Genomic DNA, 24191 nt, shown 5'->3' on the forward strand with positions numbered 1-24191 from the left:
AGAGCCATATAATGTATAAATATAGATATCTTTAGATTTTATGTTATGAGATGTTTTTAATTCTTTTGTAAAAGAGTGTAGCCTTGATTATTTAGATATTAATTTTCTTTATTTCATTTCATATTTTATGCATGCTGCAATATTTTAGTAAATTGAAGCTCAATCCATAAAGTTTATGATGACACTAGCAAGAAAAGTCTGCCTTTTCTTTCTGGAACGATATAAATTGATGAAATCAAAAAGATAAGAATGATGGTAAAGACATTTCATTATAGAAAAATTGCCCAAGATGGATATGCTCGTCGAGGTGAAATTATAACAGGACGTGGGTATATTCGTACTCCTGCATTTATGCCCGTTGGAACGGCAGGAACCGTTAAGGCTATGTATATGGATCAAATACGTGCTCTTGGAGCGGATATCATTTTGGGTAATACTTATCATTTAATGTTACGTCCAGGGGCCGAGCGTATTGCGCGTTTAGGGGGCTTACATGAATTTTCACGTTGGTTTGGACCTATTTTAACTGATTCTGGTGGATTTCAGGTTATGTCCCTTGCAGGAATTCGTAAAATTACTGAACAAGGGGTCATGTTCCGCTCTTATATTAATGGAGCTTACTATGAAATGAGCCCAGAGCGTTCTATTGAAATTCAAGGGCTTTTGGATGCAGATATTCAGATGCAATTGGATCAATGTATTGCGTTGCCTGCTACTGATAAAGAAATGGAAGAAGCTATGGAACTTTCATTGCGATGGGCACAGCGTTGTAAAAGAGTTTTTGGTAATCAGCCAGATAAAGCATTATTTGGAATTGTTCAAGGCGGTGATAATATGAAATTGCGTGAACGTTCTGCACAAGCCTTAAAAGAAATGGATTTGAAAGGCTATGCTATTGGAGGTCTTGCTGTTGGTGAACCCCAAAGCACTATGACTGCTGTTTTAGATGCTACTTGTCCAATTTTACCAGAGGATAAGCCACGTTATCTTATGGGGGTGGGAACACCTGATGATATTTTACAAAGTGTTGCTCGTGGTATTGATATGTTTGATTGTGTTATGCCAACACGTGCTGGACGTCATGGCTTAGCTTTTACACGTTTTGGACGAATTAATTTACGTAATGCACGTTATGCAGAAGATTCTTCGCCTCTTGATTCACAATCGCTTTGTTCTGCAGCATCTGATTATAGTTGTGCTTATTTGCATCATTTAATTAAATCTGGAGAATCTCTTGGTGGAATGTTATTGACTTGGAATAATCTTTTTTATTATCAGCAACTTATGCAAGGAATTCGTGATGCTATTGAAAAGAGGTGTTATGCTGATTTTTGTGCTGAAACCCGAGCTTTATGGATGCAAGGACGCTAAGGTGTTGATCATAATGTGGGCTAGCAGTCTTTCTTCATATTGCTTTATTTATTTTGCATCAGGAGTTATTATAAAAACTGTACAATGAGAAGTGCTTTCTAAAAACATCAAATACATGATATTATCTGAAAAGAGAAATATTCAGTTTAATAAGGATGTATTCTTTCTGTAATTATTTATGTCGATTAAAAAACTGTTACTCCGGTACGCACTACCTGATCCGGAGAAAAACAGTTTGTTTCTGTTTATGATGATTGTTTAGACCAACAATATTAATGAGGCGTTAGCGAACTCTTAAAGAAGTATGAAAATTGTCTTTTTACAGAATTTTTTTTAAATCTTTTTATTATCAATAATGGAGTTTTTATAAAAAACTGTCGTTGAGAATTAGAGATGAAGTTGATTTAAAAAATTTAGAAAATATACAGCAGTTTACATTATAAAATACTGTGTTTATTTCTACGGAGAGAAAGATTTTAATATTAAAGTTTTATGTAAAATTATATAATATCATACTTCAAAAAAATCTTTATAAAAACACACTCTTTTATATCCTTATAAAAGGATATGAAGGGGATGTTTAATTCTAACATCAGGAAATATAGAAAGATTCTCAATTTGTTTGCGCATATTGGGAAACTCATCGTTCAAATATCACTACAGAGAAATGGTAACAATGAAGGGCTTTTATAAAAAACATATTTTTGTAGTGAGGAGTGATTTTAGGATACGATATTTAGCAATTTTAGCTCTTTCTGTGGGAAGTTTTGCTATTGGTACTGCAGAATTTGTTGCAATGGGGTTACAGCCGGAGATGGCACAAAGCTCCCGTATTGATATTCCTACAGCGGGGCAATATGTTTCTGCTTATGCATTAGGCGTTGTGCTTGGAGCACCTCTTTTAGCTGTTGGGACAGCTCATTTATCACGCAAAACTGTTTTGATAGGATTGATGTTTTTTTATGCGTTGGCAAATATTTCTAGTGCTTTTTTTACTGATTTTAGCATATTAGTAGTACTACGATTTATCAGTGGTCTTCCTCATGGCATCTATTTTGGACTTGCAGCTATGGTTGCTTCTGCAATGGTGGAAGTGCATGAACGTTCTAAAGCTGTTGGTTATGTAATGCTCGGTTTAACAATTGCGACAGTTTTGGGAGCACCCAGTGCAACTTGGATTGGTCAACTTATCGGCTGGAGAATCGCCTTTATTCTTGTAGGTATTATCGCTTTGTTGTGTTGTTTTCTTCTTGGGAAGTTTTTACCTTTTGATGTAAAAGGTAAAAAAACGAGCCCTTTACGAGAACTGGGAGCATTAAAGCAGAAACAAGTATGGTTGCTCTTGGCAATGGTGTCGGTGGGAGCATCAGGATTATTTTCTATTTTTACTTATATTAAATCAACTTTAATGCATATTTCTGGTGTTTCGCTTCATTGGGTACCATTTATTCTTCCATTTGTTGGATTAGGAATGGTGGTAGGAAACCTTTTGGGCCCTAAATTTGCAATTAAAATTGGTATTTCACCAATGATATTTTTTTCTATGCTTTGGAGTACATTTGTTTTTTTTCTTTTTTTCTTTTTGTCCTGTACTCCGTTTACTGCGGTTGTGGGATGTTTTTTTGTTGGTACTTCTTTTGCAGCTATGCCTTCTATACAAACAAAAATTATGGATGTTGCTGTGCGTGGAAAAATTTTGGCCGGAGCATTAATGCAATCTGCTTTTAATGTTGCTAATGCTCTTGGTGCAGAAGCTGGATCGTGGACTTTAAAATTGGGCTATAGTTATGAATATACGGCTGTTCTTGGAGGTATTTTAACCTTGTGTGGATTACTGATTTTTAGTATCTCATGGTATATAGAAAAGCGTACTTAATATTTTTTTCTGTTTTAGAAAATAATATTTAATTATTTAATTGTCCTGTTGGGTTTTTAAATATTCTGTAGGAAACGCGTAAAGCAAACGGAATACCAATACAGAATAAAAGAGTGATGAGAACGATAAGAAGCGCTTTTGCTGCACAAATCATTCCTATTATTCCGCCAGGATTAAAGAGACCAGCAAGATTTGTGATTGTTCCTGCAAGTGTTGCGCTTAATGCAGCTGAAAAGAGCTGTACAGAGATAAGAGATTCGCTAGCACGTAGAGCATCTTCATCGTTTGCACATTGTAAAATTCGTGTTAACAAATGCGGCCATGCTACACCAGCACTAATACCGATAGAAAACAATGCTAAGCAAATAATAAAAATATATTCAGGTTTGGAAATCTCTGTTGGGATTAGCCATAAAAGAATGCTTATACCTAACAAGTTTAATATGGGGGAAAATATAATGATTCTGTGAATTTTTTTTGCAGATATACCGGCACTTAAGAGAGCTCCACATGTCCAGCCAAGACTCATGAGTGATGCTATATAACCAGCAATAAGCGGTGTTTGTCCATGCAGCTCTTGAAGAAACAGTGGAAAATATAATTCTATACTGTACACGATTGTTATAAAAATAAGTATTAAGACATAAACGGGAAAAAATTCAGAAGAAAAGGAGAAGGACTTGTGTGGTAACATAGGATGAGGGGTGAATGATTCTATTTTTGCAAAAATAAAGAGAAGTCCCAATCCGATGATAAGTCCATAGATTTTTGCTACTGTAGTATCCATAGCCCCCCCTGCTGAAATAATAAAAATTAATAAGGTAACTATAAGAAGTTGCGAAAAGGGAAGAGAAGACGTTGGAATAGAATTTTTATTTTCTTTTGGCAAAACCTTAAGAGCTATAAGCGAGAAGATTATTGCTAATATACCCATAACCCAAAAGGATGCTCTCCATGCTCCATAATATACAGAAATACCGCCAATAGCTGGTCCTAACAAGGTTGATATTCCCCACATTCCAGAGATAACGCTTAATGCGTGTGACCATACAGATGGGCTAAAAACGAGACGTACCATAGAATAGGAGAGGGATAGCAAAGAACCACTTCCGAACCCTTGAATAAAACGTCCTATTAAAAATAAGGGCATAGTTGAAGAAAAGCTACAGATAAAGGTACCAAAGATAAAAATGATTCCAGAGATAAAATAAGCTCTGCGTGGACCTATTTTTTCTAACATTTTTGTTGCAAGTGAAGTACCAAGAAGTGATGCTACGATAAAAACAGTCGCTACCCAAGAATAATATAATTTACCACCAATCTCATTCATAAGAGAGGGTAAAATAGTCATAACACTATAAACGTTTGTAGCGTGCAATAAAACACCACCCATAAACGTTAAAAAGCGAATCCCATTTCCCCCTAATAAAAGTGTAGACCAGCCCTGTTTATTCACTGTTTTTGCTATGTAGTAAAAATTGTTTTTTTTATTTATAAAACAATTATTTAAATTTTCAAGAGAAGATTCAAAGCTCTCTTTTTACAGAGCTTTGAAGCTTTTATGAAACTATTATAGCTTAATTATTCATTGCTTTTTTGAGGTTTTCATCAACTTTATCAAGAAAACCTGTTGTAGAAAGCCACTTTTGCTTAGGACCAATTAAAAGTGCGAGATCTTTGGTCATGAAGCCTTCCTCGACGGTTTTAATACAAACTTTTTCCAATGTTATGGCAAAGTTTTTTAATTTTTCATTATTATCAAGTTTGGCACGATGAGCTAGTCCACGTGTCCATGCAAAAATAGATGCAATAGAATTTGTTGATGTTTCTTCATTCCTTTGATGTTGGCGATAATGGCGTGTTACTGTACCGTGTGCAGCTTCTGCTTCAACAATTTGACCATCTGGTGTCATGAGAACAGAAGTCATCAAACCAAGGGAACCAAAGCCTTGTGCAACGATATCTGATTGCACATCACCGTCATAATTTTTACATGCCCATACATAGCCACCTGACCATTTAAGTGCAGAAGCAACCATGTCATCAATGAGGCGATGTTCATAATATAATTTACGGTTTTCAAATTTAGATTTGAACTCTGCATCAAATATTTCTTGAAAGAGATCTTTAAAGCGGCCATCATAAGTTTTTAGAATGGTATTTTTTGTTGAGAGATAGACAGGAACATTTCGTTCTAGTCCGTAATTAAAAGATGCACGTGCAAAATCACGAATTGATTCATCAAGGTTATACATCGCCATGGCAACCCCTGCACTTGGAGCATCAAAAACATCGTGTTCTATAACTTGATTGTCATCACTTACAAACTTAATACTCAATTTTCCTTTTCCAGGAAAAGTAAAATCTGTTGCTTTATACTGGTCACCAAAAGCGTGACGCCCAATAATAATTGGTTTTGTCCAGTTAGGAACAAGGCGAGGGACATTTTTACAGATAATAGGTTCTCGAAAAATAACTCCTCCTAAAATATTTCGGATCGTACCATTGGGTGATTTCCACATTTTTTTTAAGTTAAATTCTTTAACGCGCGCTTCATCAGGAGTGATGGTTGCACATTTTATACCAACTCCATATTTTTTGATAGCATGAGCCGAATCGATAGTTATCTGATCATTGGTTGCATCTCGATTCTCGACAGAAAGATCGTAATATTTGAGATCAATGTCTAGGTAAGGATGGATCAATTTTTCTTTGATATATTTCCAGATAATACGAGTCATTTCATCCCCGTCGATTTCAACAACAGGGTTTTCTACTTTGATCTTTACCATGAGATGTCCTTTTTTATTTTAATCATATTTTTATAGCACTTTTAACTTTATCATAAAAAGTAAAAACAAGGATAAGAGAAAAGCATTTAAATGTAATTTTTTAGAGCCTATCATAAATAATATGTAAAACTTTATTAAAGAACACATATTTAAAACTGTGTTCCCTAATATAGCTATTGTAAGTAAATGAAAAACTTATTTAATAAAATTTAAATCGATATTTTTTTATTCATAGATTTTCATTTATTTTATTAAATTCTTTCTTCATAAACTTTAAGGTTATGATTTAAAACCCAATATGATGATAAATAATGCGCTATTATAGGCTATAAAATCAAGTTTTTGATAAGTCTTTCAGGATATTTTAGTGATTTTGTAAGTTTTGATAAAAGACAAATAAAGGAAAAAACTATATTTAGCTAACAATGCGTATGGTTTATAAATTTTGCTTATTATAAAGAAAACCTCAAAAATTTTCTCTATTTGATTGAAATTTGCAGCGTTATTTAGTGTATTATTTAGATAAAGCACTCTCTCTTAAGAGAAAAGAATATCAATGATTTATTCATTTTCATTGATTCTTTATCGTACAACAATATTTTAAAAAACCATTCCCTCATTTATGAGGTATTTTTCGTGATAAAAATACATAAAAAATCAATATGTTATTGATATAAGAAGGGGTTATGGTATGCCCAAGGGGCAAAAAGAAAGTAGATAAAATCAAAAAATTATGTTGAATTATAAGGGAATTGATGAATCCTGATTCTATTATGTTTTTTGGGCTCTATCCCTAACTTTTTCGGAGCTTTTTGATTGCTTCTAGAGCTAATCTTTTACGGTCTGCACTCTTTGTATAAAGAGATGCCATTTGATCTTCAGTCCATCCAAAAAGTGCTTTGAGTTGTGAGACTGTTGCACCAGAATTAGCAGCGCGTGTTGCTGCCAATTTTCTTAAACCATGTGCTGATTTTTTAATTCCAGCTTTATTACAAGCATCTCTAAAAGCATTACCAAAGCTTTCTTTGATAAATTTTTGATTAGTTTTACTACAGATGAATGTTTCTTCTCCAATAGGACCAATTTTAAGAGTTTCTGCGAGCTCAGGTAAAATAGGAAGAAAGACATCTGTTTGGAATTTGCTTTTTTCTGTTCTGAGATGAATGATATTATCCTTGACATCTTTCCAACCGATGCGAACAGCATCACCACGACGCAAGCCTGTGTAAAGAAGAACATCAATCCAAACACGTTCATGAGTACCATATGACCAGCGTTGATAATATTTTTCAACATCTTCTTCTGTCCAAACAGCAAATCCATCTTTATTGTTGAGAGCTGGTCTTTTTACTCCTACTGTTGGATTAGTTTCCAAAAGACCTTGCTCAATTGCCCAATTAAAAAGTCCATTCAGTGCTTTCAGAAAATTTCTAGCCATTGCGGGTGTTTCTTTACGCCGTTCAACACCAGCTATGATATGTTTTTTTTCAATCGCTTTGTATGGAATGTTGCCTACGGAATCGCATACCTTCATAAGAATGAGTTCATTTTGTTTTTTCGTAGATTGCGCTAGGTTATGCCAATTGGTGCTATTTAAATATTGTTTCAATAGCCATGCAAAGGACCCTTCAACAAGTTTACCAGGTTTGGATTTAGGAAGTATAAGTCCTTGTAATTCAGCAAGTGCACTTTTGTAATTATCAACGAACTCTTGTGTTCCATAAGTTCCACATACTCTAATGCGCTTTCCATGACCTATACGGACATACCATATAATTTTACCATGGCGTGTGATTTCTTTGACAAGATGAGGAGGGCGTGGTTTAGGCATAGATATAATCTATAGTTTAATATCAAATTCATAATCATCAGATGATAAATTCCACAATTTATCAGGATGATTGGTTGCATTTGGTAATGGAATATCGGATTTGAGATAGATAAGCAGTTCTCCTGTAGGTTTAATTTCTATGAGTTCGCATCCTTGCTTTTTTGCTTCTCTTAAAGCCCGTGCAATGGCTGGTTGTGTTATGGTAGCTAGGCGATGCGCCATATCTGTTCTCCTCATTTGAAGTGCAATTCACCCGTGTCGTGAATCACGCATTTTTTTGCAAGTTGTTATAGGGAAAGGGTGGGGGTGCTAGGAGGCATGTGTGGACAGCAGCACCCCCATAAGGTTAAGCCGCTTTTGTTGAAATCTTTTTGATCTCTTGTTCTATTTCTTTTAAAAAGGCTTCTACAGCCTGATTAATTTGTTCAATATGTTTTTCATCACGGTGGATACGTTTGATTTTCATGCGTAAATGAGATGATTGTCCCGTAAAGCGCGGATCATAGCTGATGAAATCACACCATTTGCGTCCAGTACATGCCATTTGAAATTGCATTTGTGCATGATATTCAGGTTTGATCTCATCATTTATAAAGAAGCGCATATGGGTCGTTGATCTAGGACATTTGATTTCAATTAACCCGTGCTCATCAACGAGCCCATCAGGACTTGCCCCCGCCATTTCTATTGTAGGATGTTGAATAAAGCCGCATTTTGTAACATTCGCATCATGGATAAGGCTATATTCATGCAAGGCATTTTCTTCATGTTCAATGCCCCATCTCATATCTTCATTTTCATAATGGGGGCTTATTTCTCCCGTTAAACGTTCTGTTATAAGCTTGATTTTGTAGTCTTCATATTTGCTTGTAGGCGTTCCCTTTGCTGTTTTACTCAGTATGTTGTAAATATTAGAAGCGGTGACTTTTCCTAATCTTGCTTGAAACCATTCTGCCGTTCTTTGTTCCATCTCACACCGCCGTTTGTTGTTGCGTTTGTTCATATTCGATATCTTGGATATGAATATATTCTGCCTCTTGTACAGGCATCTCTATTTGCTCTTTTGTTGGTAAAGAGTGTTGTGCTTCAATCCTTTGCTTTTGTTGTTTCTCTTTCAAAAGGTGCAAAATGGTTTGCGCTTGTCCATCTGATATATCGGCAAGCGTGTTGGCTTTTGCATAAGTGAGAATTTTGTTTTCTTCTGTTTGCGTGCTGTCCATTAATTGTTTGATTTGCATAAGCGTTTCATAAGAGACCATTTTATCTTGTATATTTTGGTTTACTTCATTGATGCGCGCGGCTTCATCTTCTTCATAAATACCTGAAAAACCAAAAGCATAGCGCGCACATTGTATGGTTGCTTTATGACGCAACATGCGTGCTGGGTATTTTTGCCAAGTATCAGTTTTTTGTTTGCATTCAGCTAAATATTCAGTAACTTCGATAGGGTCTTTAATATTTTTAAGACGAATAGCGCATTTGATAGCAATGATATTGCCCTCTTTATCAAGTTGATCTTGAAAGGTCATCCCATCAAATTGAGGATTAGACTTAATAATCTTAATCCATCCGTCGATTGAGACGACAGGAATAATGCCGCCGCCTCTTTTAGGAAGAGCATAGATCTCTTTGGTTAAAGGGTTAAGACCATAGGTATTGGCTACCGAAATAAAAGCAGCGAATTCTTCATCAGAGAAGTTATAATTGATACATGTTTTAATGATTGTTTTTCGAAATTGTTCATGAGAAAACCCATATTTACTTGCCATGGTTGTTAAAGGGGAATTTGTCATCTGTATTTCCTTTTAATGCACGCAACTTTCCCGTTGCGTGAAATACGCCTGTGTTTAAAGAAGCGTTCTGTTATGATTTGAGGAAAAGAGGCGCTTTTAAAAACGCCATGTATAGTTTGGGTAGTTTGGAAGAACGTCCCAAAAGGTTAAACGGTTTTGCTGTTCATAAGTACCGTATCTTTTGTCGTCATATTCTTGCTGTCTGATCTCATCTAAAAAAAAACTGTATGCAGAACTATGTTTTACAAAGTCATGAGGTATAATGTCGTTAAAACATTGTTCTTCACGTTGTTTAATGTAGAACTCAGCAAGATCTTCAGAGATATCTTCGCATCTGTTATTTATTGGTTCGATGCGCATGATTTTGATGGCATTATCGGCTTCGTCAATAAAGTCGATAATGTCTTTTTCTTCGTAGAAAGGTCCTGATTTCACCAGATTTTGTGCTTCATTTTCGCACATGACTAAAAGAATCTCATCAGAATTTATAAAGATTGGTTTGTCCACAACTGCCTCCATAGAGCCTATTGGCAATGGTTAATTTATAGGATATGAGGCAATTTATATGCGCATGTTGCACATATGTCAATAAATAAATGTGCAAGATGAACATAATTATAGTAAGTATTATACTATTTAGGATATTAAAATGGATGATATAAATTATCTTGTAATGGAGGCAGTGAATAAGCTTAATATAGATAAAAAAAGAAGATTAATTATTATTCTTCGTCTTTTAAGGTATCTAGAATGCGAAGAAGCCACTGCTTTTTTTCAGGAGATATATCTTTTAAAGCATTAAAGACTTCTTCTTGAAGTTCGCGGTCCGATAGAGCAGTTGTAGATTTTGTTTTTATTCCCTGTCCTTCACCAGTCAATAACCAACCTATGCTTACGTTAAACGCTTTTGCGTATCGACTTGCCGCTTTATTGATGCCGCGAACTCCTTGTTCATGTTGTATATAAGTGTAATATGGCCAGCCATAATATTGAGCAGCTGCTCGGGCAGATTTAAATCCTTTAGCAATTCTTGCTTCTGTTAAGCGTATAGCTTGATCGGGTTTTTTTTCTTGCATTCTGTCAACTCCTTTCCATTCATAATGCACATATTATATGTGCTTTTCGACTTGACTTTTTTCTGTGCACATTGCACACTAGATTTTATGAATAAGTTAGAAGCAAAAAAACTAAGAAAACACCTTAATCTTACGTTGGACGAAATGGCAGCGTTATTAGGTGTGAACAGATCAACAGTATGGCGCTGGGAAAAGTATGGCATTCCTTCAAGAGGAGCAGTTGCTTATCTTTTAAAATCTTTATGTGAGCAAGAAAGCTCTTCGATATCACGATTTGTGAAGAACTCACACGTTCATAGCGCGTGTGACAGTTTACAGCCTTGAGGAGATGATGATGGCTGTAAATGAAGCGCATAAGAATGATGATGGGAAGCCTCGTTTAGATCTTATACCGCCTTTAGCCCTTATGGAAATTGGTAGTGTTTTAGAATTTGGGGCCAAAAAATACGGAGCAAATAATTGGCGTAATGGTATGGATTGGAGCCGGTTACACGGTGCAGCGTTGCGTCATTTATTAGCATGGTTTGGTGGAGAGAGTAAGGATTCTGAGAGTGGTTTATCACACTTGGCACATGCGGCTTGTTGCATTCTGTTTTTAATGGAATGTGAGGCAAAAGAGATTGGTTGTGATGACCGTCCTCTCAGAATGAAGTGAAGTAAAGGCTGATGATTGGGATGCTTCATACAATTCTTTGCTTTGATCTAGGAACGAAGACCGGCTGGGCGATAAGTGGTGCTGATGGGAGTATCCTTAGTGGTAGCATTAATTTTAGATCACGCCGATTTGAAGGCGGTGGGATGCGTTATTTACGCTTTAAGAGATGGCTTACAGAAATCAAGCAGACAGCAGGGAGCATTGATGCGGTGTATTTTGAAGAGGTAAGGCGTCATGTTGGAACTGATGCGGCGCATGTTTATGGTGGTTTATTAGCAACCTTAACGGCATGGTGTGAACATCATCAGATACCGTATGAGGGCATTCCAGTTTGTACAATTAAGAAAGCGACGACAGGCAAGGGGAATGCGTCGAAAGAAGAGATGATTAAGGCAATGCGTGTAAAAGGGCATGCGCCTTGTGATGATAATGAAGCGGATGCTTTAGCAATTTTACATTTAATTAAAGAGAGGGAGATCTTAGAGCGATGCCCAGTAAAAAAGTAGAGTGTGTAAAGTTTAATTCAGATCAGTTTTTAAAAGAGCTTATGGGTTTAAAAGCAACAGAGAAGGCAGTTTATACAACCGTTGTGTTGCTTATGAATGATAAGAAAGCGCCTCTTATCAATAATGCGTCTTATTTATCAAGCTGGTGTGGGTGTTCCTTAAGAACGTTTCAAAAGGCCTTAGAGACTTTAATAAGCATTGGTTACATCACGCGTTTAGAGAATGGGAACCTATGGCATAAGTCATTAGCTTTTGATTATAGCCTCAGTAAATTTTCAGAAAGAGCTTCAAAAGCAGCGAATATAAGATGGAGTAGGAAAAGAGAGGAGGCAATGCATGTCAACTAAGTTGCCATGGACGAGGCTTTTTTCTTCACAATGGATTGTAGATGTTAGTGGCATGAGCATAGTGGAAAAGGGTCTTTATATGACTCTTGTCTTATATATGTATGAAGAGCGCCGTCCTATTATTGAAGATGCTCCCAAATTAGCAAGATGGGCAGGTTGTTCAGAGAGGATTCTAAAAAAGACATTAGACATTTTATTACGTGATGAGAAGATCATACGTTTAAAAGATGGTCGTTTGTGGAGTTTAAAAGTTGAAGAGGAACTCAATAATTCGAATGAAAATTTAAATAAGTTTTCAGAAAGAGCACAAAAGGCAGCAAAAGCTAGATGGGATAAAGATAAAAGTGATAATGATGTCAAAAATGCTAAGGATGCTAGCAACAATGCTAATAGCATTGAACAAGCAATGCTTAATGATGCCATTAACAATAACAATAACATTAACATATATAATAAAAAAAATAAAACTATCGTTTTATCAAAAAAAGAAATCGATTCTGAAAATTTAGAAACAACCGATTTGGTTGAAGAGCCAATCGAGGGTGATGATGTTCAATCAGAACAAATCGCAACATCATCAGAAAACCAACCTCCCATTCACGAGCAAGAAAACGTTTTGAAAAAAGCCAAGCGGGTTAAAACCGATAGAGGTTGTCGCTTGCCTGCTGATTTCGAACCGGATTACGATTTTGCCCTTTCGGAAGGGTTGCCTCCAGAGCGTGTGAAAGTCGAAATTGCAAAATTTCGAGATTACTGGCGTTCAAAAGCGGGTGCTAATGCAGCCAAAACCGATTGGCAAGCGACATGGCGTAACTGGGTAAGAAATTCAAAAAAATACGAAATCAATCAACAAGGTAAAAATTATGGAAATTACACTCAAAAGCAAAAAAGCATTGGGGAACGTATCGCAGACAGCCTGCTTGATATCGGAAATCGAGGATACTTTGAAGCACATTCACGCGATGATACCACCACAGGAGTTCCCATTGGTTTTGAAGGATGGCAGCCAATTAACAAAACAGCAGGAAGCGATTGCTTTAGAGGCTGCTGATCAGTTGCAGGAGCTATTCGCAGTGAAAGCAAGCAAAGAGGATATAGGCAAAGCTATTCGCATGCTGTCATGTGGTTTAAAAATATCGCAACAATCTGATCATGAGGGAATGGCATTAACCTATGGAATGGCTTTAGAAAAAGTTTCAGCATGGTCACTAATGACAGCAGTTAAACGGATTTTATGTGATGAGATAGACGGTTTATCGGATACGTTTTTTCCGAGCACGCGTGAACTTGTGAGGTTATGTCGTGATTTGGAAGATAACCTTTTGAGACAAGCCAATATTGTACGCAAAGCTGTTTTGAACAGCCGTGAAAAGGCATTGAAAGCACAAGAAGCAAGCGATGCTTCAAAAGCGCTTAGCATTATTCAAAAGCACAATTTTGAACAGGTTTTAAGTGGGATAGGAGGCATAATAAAAACCATTGATTAGCTAGCAAAATGTTGAAAAGTAGAGAGGCTATTTGTATGGATATACGTTTAAATCGATAAAAAGGCACCGTACAAAGCGATTATTTAATTTTTTGATAATGATACGTAAAAACTACAAAACGCTTTGTACAGTTAAATTTAAGGTAAATAGACTATAGCGACAAAATACAAACTGGAATTAAAAGATATGGGTTTTTTTAAACATTTATTCTTAACAAATCATAAACCGCCCATGCAAAAAAAGTTTGTTGCAACGATAAGAGGGCATGCCCCGTGGGGGTTAGGAGTAGCAGAATATTTTTACAATCTTTACGAATATGATGATGGAATGAGAGAATACGAAGAATTTGAAGGTGGCCAATATCATGAGATGCCTGAAACTGTAGATTACAGTAGCAAGGCGCAAGTGAAAGCGTGGATATACGGTGGTGATTTGCCAAGAAGCGTATTGAGTTGTGAAGCGCTGATTAATGAGGTTAATAAGAAAATCAAAAAACGCACAATGAAAGACCGTTTGATTTGTGAGATTAGCAATGAAGGGGAGAAGAGTTATTCACAAGCTTATGATGATGATATAGATCGCGAGTTAGAAAAAGCACTTGATATTCAACTGGGTAAATATCAAAACAGGAAAAAATGCAAAAAATAAAAAATACGTATTGACATTAAAGGCAGGTTCGTTTAGAAAGGCGTCAAGTGTTTAAAAACCACGAGATAACTAGCGGATAAACCACGATAAGGTTTCTCCCATTTCTTAAAATACTGGCTGTCTTTTGTGCTTGTTAAGGCGTATAATGATTTATGTCGGGTGTGTTTATACTATACAAGACCCTTCGCGAGGGAAAAGTATAAGCAACGGACTAGTTACCGTGTTTTTAGCACCCGGCGCCCTTGTGGGCTGTCAATTAAAAACTCTAAATAACTAGGATAAATATCATGACATATATGAATGGTTTTCGTCACGCTCTTATTAAAGCTATTGCAGATAACATGGGAGCAACTGATACTGGCCCCGTTCCTCCTAAAAAGCAAGGCGTTCCAAAAAAATATGAATTTACGGGCGAGACGATTGTTGCAGGTATTCACACATTAAGACGCATTAGAGCTATTAGAGACTTTGCAGATGTTAAAGCAGGCGACTTAGGTGGTTTTATAGAAAGCAGCGAACATCTTTCACATGATGGTGACTGCTGGGTTAGAGATAATGCTCGTGTCTGTCAGCGGGCTCGTGTTTATGGGAATGCGCAAATCGCTGGTGATGCGTGGATTTATGGTGACGCTCGTGTTTACGATAATGCAAAAATACATGACAAGGCTTGGATAGACGGTTGTGTTTATGGGAATGCCGAGGTTTTTGGTGATGTACAAACGAATTACACCACTCGTATTTTTGATAATGCTAAAGTTTATGGTAAAGCAGAGGTAAATGGCAAGGTTTATGGGAATGCGCATGTTTTTGGCAATGCGAGTATTGAAAGCAGTGCAGAGGTTTTTGGAAATGCAAAGGTATTTGATAATGCTTCTGTCTATAGCGTTGCAAAGATACATGGGAATGCAAAAATTTGTGGAAATGCTAGCGTTTGTGACAATGTTAGTGACAATGTTGTGATTACTGATCGTAAAAAACTTTCAGAGCAAGCCGCGTAAAAAAAGCAACGGCGCGGCGGGGGCGCCTCTTTTTAAAAGATTTCCATTCACAATTTAACGAATACTAGATTAGGGAGCAACCTATGACCACTACAAATGTATCTAAAAAATATGAACTTACTAATGAAACTTACGATATTGAAGGGATTACTTTATACCGAATTAGAGCATTAAGAGATTTTGATGGTGTAAAGGCTGGTGATTTAGGTGGTTTTATTGAAAATGAAAGCAATCTCTCTCATGATGGCAATTGTTGGATATACGATAATGCCGCCGTTTCACATGGTGCTATTGTTAGTGAAAATGCAAAAATACGTAATAACGCTTGTGTTTTTATGGAAGCAAGGGTAGCAGGAAATGCAGTAGTTAGTGATAAGGCGCGGGTTCTTGAAAAGACTGCTTATATTCACGGTAATGCAAAAATATGTGATAATGCAGCAATTTGTGGTGAAATTTATGGGAATGCCATTGTTTGTAATAAAGCCATGGTATCTCCAGAAGCAAAGGTTTATGACAATGCAAAAATTTTGAATAGCGCTTGTGTTGGTGGCTTTATTTATGGGAATGCAAAAATATCGGGGTCGGCTTGTATTTATCCCGAGGCGGAGATTTATGATAATGCGTGCATTCAAGGAAAAGTGAAGGTTTATTTCTCTGTAAAAGTTTTTGGGAATGCCGTTATTAAAGGCAATAAAAGAGTTTATAAAGATACTGATGTTAGTGAAGAAACTTTAGAAAAAACAGCATAAATAAGGGGTTTGGGGTCTGGTCTTAAACAGAAAAAAGAAAGCCGTGTCCTTAATGAACGCGGCTTTTTACGCAATACACAATATTTAATCAACATCAAATCTATATTACACATTTTGTGTATAATGGCAAGCATGATTAAGAAAAAACCGTATCAAAATGAAATGATACGGCTTTGAATCTAGAGAAATATGAAAAACTAACTAACAATAAAGGAGATATCACTTTAGTGATATGGTTCTAAATTACATATTTTATGTATAAACGCAATACAATTTTTATCAAATTGCTCTTAAAGTAAATGATGCTTGCTTTTAATAGCGACGTTATTCTAAGTGTTTTCCTTTTAGTAAAAAACAAATCTTCGTTTTAAGATATCATTGTGAATTCAATATTGCCAATTTATTCATAATCTGCTATACAACATACAGATTTAAAAAGTGGAAAGCCCTTGCTCATGTATTACGTGAAAGGGTTTTCTTTTTATCTAACATCATCATAATCTTAAATCTTGATTTTCTTAATTATATGCAAATGCAACAAAGCCGTATCAATTGCTTTTGACACGGCTTCTGTTTTGTAATGCGTGATGTCCTTTTGACATCCTAATGAGACGAATATCTCTATAATACATAATTTGTATAAAAAAGCAATAAATCAAGCAAACTAAAAATGGGATTCATTCTTTATATTCAATAGCTTGTAACAATAATTTCGTTTGTAACTATAGCCTATAATGTGTTATAATAATGGCTGGTTATACGTTCTTTGTATTGTTATGTGTTATTCCTATTAATGGATCTAAAGCGAATGCTTAATAAAGTGATTTTAATTGGCTATATTGGCTCTCATCCTGAAAGTAAAATAATGTCTACTGGTAGCGAAATGGTGAGTTTTCGTTTAGCTACCACCGAAAGCTATACCGATAAGGCAAGTAATAAGAAAATAGACAAAATAGAATGGCATTCCATTGTTATTTTTAATTCACAATTGGTAAAAATAGCGCTTCAGTATTTTCACAAAGGCTCTAAAGTGTATCTAGAGGGGCAATTGCAAACCCGTAAATGGCAAGATAAAAACGGTGTTGATCGTTATATAACAGAGGTTATTTTACCAAAATACAAAGGGGATTTAAAGCTCTTAGATAGCAAAAATGATGATAATCAAGAGCAGTCCTCTTCTTATGAGAGAAGCATTTACAGACCTCTTGATATGCCTACAGTAGCAAATGATGGCGTTTCTTTTTAAACAGAGGGTATAAGTGAAAAAAAATAAAAAGAGGGGACGCCCTAAAATCACAGGGCATATAAGAGAAGCCAATGGACGTCTATCACGGTCAAAAACACCTCGTGAAGCTATTGATAAATTAGCAATAGAAATACGTGCAAAGCGCTTTGGTTTAAGCTTACAAGATGCGAAAAATCCACTTGCAAGTACCTACATAGGGCGGCTTTGTTTGAAAGGCGTGCTTACTCAAGAGCAATATGATGCTGCTCAAAAATATTTACAGATACGAAATGACTATCTATGTGCAAAGGGCTTGCCAAGCGCGATTTATGATGAAATGCCGTCATCTTCTGATGATACAGCAAGAGATAAATGGGTAAAATTTGCAACAGAGCAGTTTTTAAACACACAAGAGGCAATAAAAGAAGCGCAATGTCTCTATAAACAGTACAATCTTTACGCCGCGCTACAGTATCTCGTTAGTGAAGATCAAAAATTACCACACCTTGTGAGCTCACTAAAGGTTGTTCTTAATGCGCTTCATAAGTATTTTCACAAATAAAATATAAAAGGAACAGCAATAACAGATAATAGAGTGACTATTCCAAATAAATATGCGGAAATCTTGAACTTAAAACGCCAAAGTAGGCTAATTAGAATAGACATTATAGCAATTATAATCGTCATTACGAATCCTATTACGAACCATTCTATTATTGTATTTTCAAAACGATTTTTTTCTATTTGGACTTGGGTATGATTGTTTGTTAGTCTTTCATATTCATCATCAGGAATACGACGTATAACTTCTATATTAGGACCTAAATAAGGGAGGGATTCTCGTTGCATCCTTTTGAATTCATCATCAGGAATACGTCGAATAACTTCTATATTAGGACCTAAATCTGGGAAAGGTTCTTCATCAATTTTTGATTGTTCACTATTTGCATAATTAGCAAATAAAAGAGTGCTTATTGCTATAGTTAGTAAAATAAAGCGTTTAAACATCGAGAACTCATTGTTTTTTATTTTAACGAGCTCTTATATTGATTCATGCCTAAATTATCAATATGTGTTATTTTTGTGTTGACAAGTTATAACAAATCGTATTTAATGACATTGCTGTACTTAGGTGTATTGTATCTAACGAGGGTGATGTACAGTGCAAAATCCCCGCACATGCGGGGTTTTTTATTATCTGGAGGGAGGAATTTATGACATCCGAAAACACAGAGCAGGTTTTACAGCCCATAAAAAAACGTATTCCACCAAGAGCAGGCATAGGGCGTGTAAAAGGTGTCCCTAATAAAATCACGCGTGTTCTTAAAGAAGCAGTACTGAAGGCAGCAGAAAATGCTGGTAATAGAATAGGCAATGAGGGTTTGGTGTCTTATTTAGAAAAGCAGGCAATGGATTGCCCCGCGGCTTATTTAGCACTGCTTGGGAAGATTTTGCCCTTGCAAGTGACAGGAGAGAATGGGGGAGCCGTGAAGATCATAGGGCGTGTAGAAATAGCTCCTTTATTAAATGACGACAAGACAGATTAAGATTGTTCCAAAGCTTATTTCTCTTTTTGCAGGGGATGCTTTGGTCAGAGCGGCTTGGGGTGGACGCGGGTCTGGAAAGACAAGATCTTTTGCTTTGATGGCAGCGTTAAAGGGGTATCAATTTGGTATAGGAGGGATATCGGGGACCATTCTTTGTGCACGTCAGTTTCAAAATTCGCTTGCGGAAAGTTCCTTGGAAGAGATTAAGCGTGCTATTGAAGCCCATGACTTTTTAAAGGATTATTACAGGGTTGGGGAATCTTCAATTAAGTCAAATGATGGGCGTATAGCCTTTCAGTTTTCTGGACTAGACCGTAATATTGCGAGTATCAAGTCGATGGGGCGTATTTTGCTCTGTTGGGTTGATGAGGCAGAGCCTGTCACAGAGACCGCTTGGCAGACGCTTATACCGACGTTGCGTGAAGAAGGGGATGGATGGCGTGCAGAATTATGGGTAACATGGAACCCATTACGGGAGAATGCCCCGGTTGAAAGGCGCTTTCGTTTTTCAGACAATGAAGCGATTAAGCGTGTTGAGGTTAATTGGTCAGATAATCCCAAGTTTCCTAAGATCTTGAATGAAGCGCGTCTTGATGATTTGAGAAACCGTCCAGAGACCTATAAGCATATTTGGGAGGGAGCTTACCTTACAGCCGTTCAAGGTGCTTATTACCAAAAGGAGATGTTAGCAGCTGAACAGGAGGGGCGGATAGGGCGTGTTGCACGTGATCCTTTAATGCAGATACGCGCCTTTTGGGATATTGGGGGGACAGGAGCCAAGGCAGATGCAACGGCGATTTGGATAGCGCAATTTATTGGCAGAGAGATCAGAGTGCTGGATTATTATGAGGCACAAGGGCAGCCGTTATCCGAACATATCGGTTGGTTGCGTCAAAATGGTTATGAGAAGGCATTGATGGTTTTGCCCCATGATGGTGCAACGAGAGACCGTGTACACAATGTGAGTTTTGAGAGTGCTTTAAGTGATGCAGGTTTTGAAACGCAAGTGATCCCTAATCAAGGGGCTGGTGCTGTCAAAATGCGTATAGAGGCGGTGCGGCGTATTTTACCTTCTGTATGGTTTAACGAAGAGACCACAGTATACCTAAAAATACAACAAAGTCAATATGTTGCGTTCAATTATTTTATATGAATCCACTTAAGAATCCATCCTTTTATACGTGATTCATTTGATCATTTTTTAGATAAGATTGTCACGTATGAATAGAGCATAAAAAGCAAATCATGATGCAAATATTATAACGCATGTGTGTATTCAAATGAAATGAAAAGCAGTTATCATTCATAACAGTTCATAAATTTTATGATACGTTTTTATCACTCAAAAATCGCACTGTTTTAAAATTTAATCGTTTGAAATTTTCAATAACATACGTTTAAAGGTCATAGCTTGTTTTAAAGATTGGATTGTTAATCGTATAAACAGAAACAAATTAACGGTCCCCAAAATTGGGGAGCGCAAAATCTAAAGATCTTATAGTATCCTATAAGAGAGTAATCCTTTGAAACTTTCATAAGCTTATAGGCTTCATTTATAAGATTGCATAAAAGGATTTAAAGACAAGATCGATTTTATAACCGCGGTATTTTTTTACCGGAGTAAGACATAGCAGGTATGAAATTCAAAACGTTATGTCATATGAAATCAAAAGCCTTTGAATGATATAACGCAAGCAAGCTATCAAACAACGTTTTAACAGTTATCGTTTAAGAATACGAAGCCAAATGGGGGCACCCCAAAATTGGGGGCAGCTCTTTAAGATAAGCAAGCAAAATTCAAAATCATTGTAACATCATAAAGGCATGGGATTTTACTCAATTTTGGAGTCAAAAGCGATATTGTTTAAAGAATGCTCTATTCTAAAGTTAACGCCCCCCAGAATTGGGATGGTTAATATTGCCAACTCAAATTTGAGCCGGCTAATTTTTAAAGAAATTAGATTTTAAAGAAAAGTGAAAATATGCATAGCATTTCTAAATGAACGTTTAATCGTTTGAAACTGATGTTTTATAATAGTTATCATTTGTTTTTAAAAACGTTTCATTTACGAAAAACAAGATCTAGATTTCACAACAGAGAAAATCTTAAAAACCTTCATTTTATAAAAGCGGTTGTTTATTTGTCTTATGAAAAACTGCTTTTTAAACATAGCCCTCACAAATTTTAAAAGAACGTTTTTACAGACATTCACTTAATACACATTTGCTTTTGATTGTATTGATAAACCTAGCAAGCATTTTGATGATTGTGCTTTGTTTCAAATGGATATTTTACCTAGAGAGGATTATTAATCAGTTATAGCTATAACAAGCATTTACAGTCTCTATAATTCAAATGCTTGATATAAGGTTCTTTTGGATAAGTTTTAATAAAGAGAATGGTTAACTTGTGTAATATAGGTTTTGTATATAGGGTTTCTGTTATTCATATTTTTACACTCATCACTTGATTCATCAGCCGCGTCACGTTACATGACACGGCTTTCTTTTTACATTGTCTCTTTTATGTTAGGTTAATGGTAAAAAGGCGCCCCCCACACCTGTTAATTATCATTTTGTTTTGATAAATCTATAATATGATCTTTTTCGTAAACCTCACATTCTTTAAGGACTACAGCGACCTTATTTGGTTTGTTTAACCTTGCCTTGCCATAAACTTTTCCCCAAACCTTAGCGTAATGTGAGATCTTGGCATTGCCATAGACAGAGCCATAAATTTCAGCACGACCACTCACATGAGCATTCCCATAAACAGAACCATAAATTTTTGTGCGACCGTGAACAATCGCATGGTTATATATCTTGGCATGGCTATAAAGACAGGTACATCCTGAAACCTTGGCATTACCATAGACCCTTGCATAGCTATAAACCCAAGCATTGTAAGAAACATGGGCATGATCATAAATATGCGCATCAACATAAATGCGTGCACTACCATGTACATGGGCATTGCCATAAACCAAACCATACACGCGCGCGTTATCATAAATACAAGCATTGTCGTAAACTTGTGCATATTGAGATACCAAAGCCTTTCCATAGACTTCAGCGTTACCATAAACATAACCACACACATGAGCTTTGTGACGTATTTTTGCATTTTCATAAATGCATGCAGCCCCATAAGCACATGCCTCATCGTAAACCCAGCAATTGCCCTTATGAGAAAGGTTGCTTTCCTTTTCAATAAAGCCCCCTAAATCGCCTGCTTTAACATCAGAAAAGTCTTTTAATGCTTTAATACGATAAAGAATGATAGTTTTTCTTGTAACATCATGTTTAATTTTTTTGATTTTACTGGTTAACTTATATTTTTGAGACATAAGGATACCCTCACAATCTAATGTGATAAAGAGTTGATAAAATTTGGAATGGAAAATTTAAAAGAGGGGCGCCCCCGCAACGCCGCTGCTTTTATTTATGCTGCTTTGTTTTCAATAATTTTTACAACGTGATCGCTTTCATAAATTTCACAATCTTCGGGAATCCCATATGCATAGTAAATGTTTTGTTCAACATATGAATAACCATCTCTTTTTAATCTTGCATTGCCATGTACCAAACCTCTAATGGTGTGATAACCAGTCACTTTTGCATTCCCATAAACAGAGCCGTAGACCTTAACATACCCACCCACGCTAGCATTGTCATAAACCTTGCCATAAATTTTTGCAGCACCACTCACAACAGCATTGTCATAAACCTCAGCCTTGCTATGAATACGTGCACATCCAGATAATTTTGCATTCCCATAAACCCTTGCACTATTATAAATCCAAGCATTATGAGAAAGATGAGCATTGCCATAAACATGAGCTTCAAAATACACGCGGGTTTTATCACATACATGAGCATTGCCATAAACAAAACCACCAATGGCAGCATTGCCATAGACCCTTGCATTTTCATAAACACGACCAGATTTTACAACACAAGCATTATCATATACCCAGCAATTGCCATCATGAGAGAGATTGCTTTCATTTTCGATAAAACCACCGAGATCCCCAGCCTTTACATCAGCAAAGTCTCTTAATGCTTTAATGCGATAAAGGGTTTGATTATTTAATACACGTGTCTCATTTGTGAGTGCAAACTTTTTTTGCATAGCACAATTCCTTTATAAGAAGATTCAATTTTTGAATGAAAGAATTTGGTTAAAAAGCAGGCACCCCCGCCGCGCCCGCGCTTTATTTAAGCAGCATCAGTTTCATATTCGCTGTTATCATCATCATTATCATAATAGCCTTCAAAATCAGCATAATATTCATGACGATAATAATCATCTTCGCTACCAAATTCGGGATATTCATTATCACAGATATCTTCATTCGCTTCTAAAAAGGCATTGCTATGAATATAAGAAGAGCCAGAGATAAGAGCATCACAAACAATCGCATCATCAAAAACACGCGAGTCATCACAGATATAAGCAGAGCCACTTATTTTCGCATTGCCACCAACATGAGCATCATCACAAATGACAGCATTATCGGAAATATGAGCATGGTCAGTGACACGGGCGTTATCATAAATTTGTGCATTGCCCGACAGCTTTGCATTGTCCTTTAATGTCATCCCTTCAAAAATAGCATTACCATAAATTTGCGCATTGCCATAAACGTCTACAAAAAAGCTTCTTACCTTTGCATTACCAAAAACACGTGCATTTTGGAAAACCCGTGCTTTGTTATACACCCAGCAATTGCCCTCATGCGATAGGTTATCTTCACTTTCAATATACCCCCCGAGGTCACCTTTTTTGACATCATCAAAATCTCTTAAAGCTCTAATTCGCGTTAAGAAATGACCATCTACATAGTCACCGTCATTAATAAACTCGTATTTTTTTGCAGGCTCTTGTTTGTTAGCAGGTACAGTTTTATTAGCAATTTTAGAGATAACGGGGGTGTTTTTTGAAATATTTTTCATAATTAAATCCTACATGATTTAGAGTTTTGAATTGACATTCCTATAAAGGCGCCGGGCGCTCAAAACACGGCATGTAGTCCGTTGTTACGCTTTTCTCATAAGAGTCTTGTATGGCGTAACTACACCCGACAAAATCACCATATATGCTAATCATAGCACAAAAGATAGTCAGTTTTTATAATAGGATTAGGTTTATCGCAACCTTTTCGCTACATGTTTAGTGTTTTGATCACTTGATTATTTATATAACAAAATACGTATTTATTGTCAATTAATTTATGAACTTTTTTGATATTTCTTTATGATTTTTTTAATTCATTGTGTGTAAATATTA

27 protein-coding genes are annotated in these 24191 nt (G+C 36.2%); 15 read left to right on the forward strand and 12 right to left on the reverse strand.

Annotated features, from left to right (window positions below; all coding sequences use genetic code 11):
* Positions 1-252: 252 nt before the first annotated feature.
* Both tgt and K3248_RS07145 read left to right on the forward strand, forming a co-directional pair.
* Positions 253-1371 carry a tRNA guanosine(34) transglycosylase Tgt gene (gene tgt, locus K3248_RS07140; RefSeq protein ID WP_220717697.1) on the forward strand — a complete coding sequence of 373 codons (1119 nt, stop codon included), beginning with the start codon at positions 253-255 and terminating at the stop codon, positions 1369-1371.
* 676 nt (positions 1372-2047) lie between these two features.
* Entirely contained in the window at positions 2048-3247 is a 1200-nt protein-coding gene (locus K3248_RS07145; RefSeq protein WP_371875520.1) for an MFS transporter, read from the forward strand.
* A 28-nt stretch (positions 3248-3275) separates the two neighbouring features.
* Here the strand turns inward: K3248_RS07145 and K3248_RS07150 are convergent, their stop codons facing one another.
* From K3248_RS07150 to K3248_RS07185, 8 genes are all read right to left on the reverse strand, one after another.
* The gene (locus K3248_RS07150; RefSeq protein WP_220717699.1) at positions 3276-4703 is read right to left on the reverse strand and encodes an MFS transporter; all 1428 of its coding nucleotides are present in this window, start codon (positions 4701-4703) and stop codon (positions 3276-3278) included.
* Positions 4704-4824: 121 nt separating this feature from the next.
* Positions 4825-6039, reverse strand: coding sequence for an NADP-dependent isocitrate dehydrogenase (locus K3248_RS07155; RefSeq protein WP_220717700.1), 1215 nt, complete (start codon positions 6037-6039; stop codon positions 4825-4827).
* Positions 6040-6832: 793 nt separating this feature from the next.
* A complete protein-coding gene (locus K3248_RS07160) occupies positions 6833-7870 on the reverse strand; it encodes a tyrosine-type recombinase/integrase (RefSeq protein ID WP_220717701.1) in 1038 nt (345 codons plus the stop codon).
* 9 nt (positions 7871-7879) lie between these two features.
* Positions 7880-8092 (reverse strand): hypothetical protein, encoded by a 213-nt coding sequence (locus K3248_RS07165; protein ID WP_220717702.1) that lies wholly within the window; start codon positions 8090-8092, stop codon positions 7880-7882.
* 124 nt (positions 8093-8216) lie between these two features.
* Positions 8217-8840, reverse strand: coding sequence for a lambda exonuclease family protein (locus tag K3248_RS07170; RefSeq protein ID WP_220717142.1), 624 nt, complete (start codon positions 8838-8840; stop codon positions 8217-8219).
* Position 8841: 1 nt separating this feature from the next.
* Positions 8842-9663, reverse strand: a complete 822-nt coding sequence (gene bet, locus K3248_RS07175; RefSeq protein ID WP_220716888.1) for a phage recombination protein Bet — start codon at positions 9661-9663, stop codon at positions 8842-8844.
* Positions 9664-9759: 96 nt separating this feature from the next.
* Positions 9760-10170 (reverse strand): hypothetical protein, encoded by a 411-nt coding sequence (locus K3248_RS07180; protein WP_220717703.1) that lies wholly within the window; start codon positions 10168-10170, stop codon positions 9760-9762.
* 215 nt (positions 10171-10385) lie between these two features.
* A complete protein-coding gene (locus K3248_RS07185) occupies positions 10386-10739 on the reverse strand; it encodes a helix-turn-helix domain-containing protein (protein ID WP_220717704.1) in 354 nt (117 codons plus the stop codon).
* 87 nt (positions 10740-10826) lie between these two features.
* Here K3248_RS07185 and K3248_RS07190 point away from each other — a divergent pair, with 87 nt between their 5' ends.
* From K3248_RS07190 to K3248_RS07240, 11 genes are all read left to right on the forward strand, one after another.
* Positions 10827-11063 carry a helix-turn-helix domain-containing protein gene (locus tag K3248_RS07190; protein ID WP_220717705.1) on the forward strand — a complete coding sequence of 79 codons (237 nt, stop codon included), beginning with the start codon at positions 10827-10829 and terminating at the stop codon, positions 11061-11063.
* 10 nt (positions 11064-11073) lie between these two features.
* Positions 11074-11394, forward strand: a complete 321-nt coding sequence (locus tag K3248_RS07195; RefSeq protein ID WP_220717706.1) for a dATP/dGTP diphosphohydrolase domain-containing protein — start codon at positions 11074-11076, stop codon at positions 11392-11394.
* Between the two features lie 20 nt (positions 11395-11414).
* Positions 11415-11900, forward strand: coding sequence for a crossover junction endodeoxyribonuclease RuvC (locus K3248_RS07200; RefSeq protein WP_220717144.1), 486 nt, complete (start codon positions 11415-11417; stop codon positions 11898-11900).
* The gene (locus K3248_RS07205) at positions 11882-12247 is read left to right on the forward strand and encodes a DUF1376 domain-containing protein (RefSeq protein ID WP_220717707.1); all 366 of its coding nucleotides are present in this window, start codon (positions 11882-11884) and stop codon (positions 12245-12247) included. The genes K3248_RS07200 and K3248_RS07205 overlap by 19 nt, the downstream gene beginning before the upstream one ends.
* Positions 12237-13298 (forward strand): DUF1376 domain-containing protein, encoded by a 1062-nt coding sequence (locus K3248_RS07210; protein ID WP_220717708.1) that lies wholly within the window; start codon positions 12237-12239, stop codon positions 13296-13298. Before K3248_RS07205 ends, K3248_RS07210 begins: the two co-directional genes overlap by 11 nt.
* Positions 13240-13734 (forward strand): hypothetical protein, encoded by a 495-nt coding sequence (locus K3248_RS07215; RefSeq protein WP_220716975.1) that lies wholly within the window; start codon positions 13240-13242, stop codon positions 13732-13734. The genes K3248_RS07210 and K3248_RS07215 overlap by 59 nt, the downstream gene beginning before the upstream one ends.
* A 186-nt stretch (positions 13735-13920) precedes the next feature.
* Positions 13921-14382 carry a hypothetical protein gene (locus K3248_RS07220; protein WP_220716896.1) on the forward strand — a complete coding sequence of 154 codons (462 nt, stop codon included), beginning with the start codon at positions 13921-13923 and terminating at the stop codon, positions 14380-14382.
* A 287-nt stretch (positions 14383-14669) separates the two neighbouring features.
* On the forward strand, positions 14670-15380 hold the full coding sequence (locus K3248_RS07225; protein WP_246588257.1) for a bactofilin family protein: 711 nt from the start codon (positions 14670-14672) through the stop codon (positions 15378-15380).
* 83 nt (positions 15381-15463) lie between these two features.
* Positions 15464-16129: a hypothetical protein gene (locus K3248_RS07230; RefSeq protein WP_220716977.1), complete on the forward strand. Its 666-nt coding sequence runs from the start codon at positions 15464-15466 to the stop codon at positions 16127-16129.
* Positions 16130-16937: 808 nt separating this feature from the next.
* A complete protein-coding gene (gene ssb / locus K3248_RS07235) occupies positions 16938-17375 on the forward strand; it encodes a single-stranded DNA-binding protein (protein ID WP_220716900.1) in 438 nt (145 codons plus the stop codon).
* Between the two features lie 13 nt (positions 17376-17388).
* Complete coding sequence (locus K3248_RS07240; protein WP_220716901.1) at positions 17389-17916, forward strand: hypothetical protein; 528 nt, start codon at positions 17389-17391, stop codon at positions 17914-17916.
* Here the strand turns inward: K3248_RS07240 and K3248_RS07245 are convergent.
* Complete coding sequence (locus tag K3248_RS07245; protein ID WP_220717709.1) at positions 17907-18362, reverse strand: hypothetical protein; 456 nt, start codon at positions 18360-18362, stop codon at positions 17907-17909. The genes K3248_RS07240 and K3248_RS07245 overlap by 10 nt on opposite strands.
* 206 nt (positions 18363-18568) lie before the next feature.
* Here K3248_RS07245 and K3248_RS07250 point away from each other — a divergent pair, with 206 nt between their 5' ends.
* Positions 18569-18901: a hypothetical protein gene (locus tag K3248_RS07250; RefSeq protein ID WP_220716903.1), complete on the forward strand. Its 333-nt coding sequence runs from the start codon at positions 18569-18571 to the stop codon at positions 18899-18901.
* Positions 18882-20054, forward strand: a complete 1173-nt coding sequence (locus tag K3248_RS07255) for a PBSX family phage terminase large subunit (protein WP_220716904.1) — start codon at positions 18882-18884, stop codon at positions 20052-20054. Before K3248_RS07250 ends, K3248_RS07255 begins: the two co-directional genes overlap by 20 nt.
* Positions 20055-21465: 1411 nt before the next feature.
* On the opposite strand, the gene K3248_RS07260 is transcribed toward K3248_RS07255, so the two are convergent.
* From K3248_RS07260 to K3248_RS07270, 3 genes are all read right to left on the reverse strand, one after another.
* A complete protein-coding gene (locus K3248_RS07260) occupies positions 21466-22248 on the reverse strand; it encodes a hypothetical protein (RefSeq protein ID WP_220716905.1) in 783 nt (260 codons plus the stop codon).
* 95 nt (positions 22249-22343) lie between these two features.
* Positions 22344-23033, reverse strand: coding sequence for a hypothetical protein (locus K3248_RS07265; RefSeq protein ID WP_220716906.1), 690 nt, complete (start codon positions 23031-23033; stop codon positions 22344-22346).
* Positions 23034-23119: 86 nt separating this feature from the next.
* Positions 23120-23857: an LbetaH domain-containing protein gene (locus tag K3248_RS07270; RefSeq protein ID WP_220716907.1), complete on the reverse strand. Its 738-nt coding sequence runs from the start codon at positions 23855-23857 to the stop codon at positions 23120-23122.
* Between the last annotated feature and the right edge of the window lie 334 nt (positions 23858-24191).

It is taken from the genome of Bartonella raoultii (assembly GCF_019659805.1).
GTDB lineage: Bacteria > Pseudomonadota > Alphaproteobacteria > Rhizobiales > Rhizobiaceae > Bartonella > Bartonella raoultii.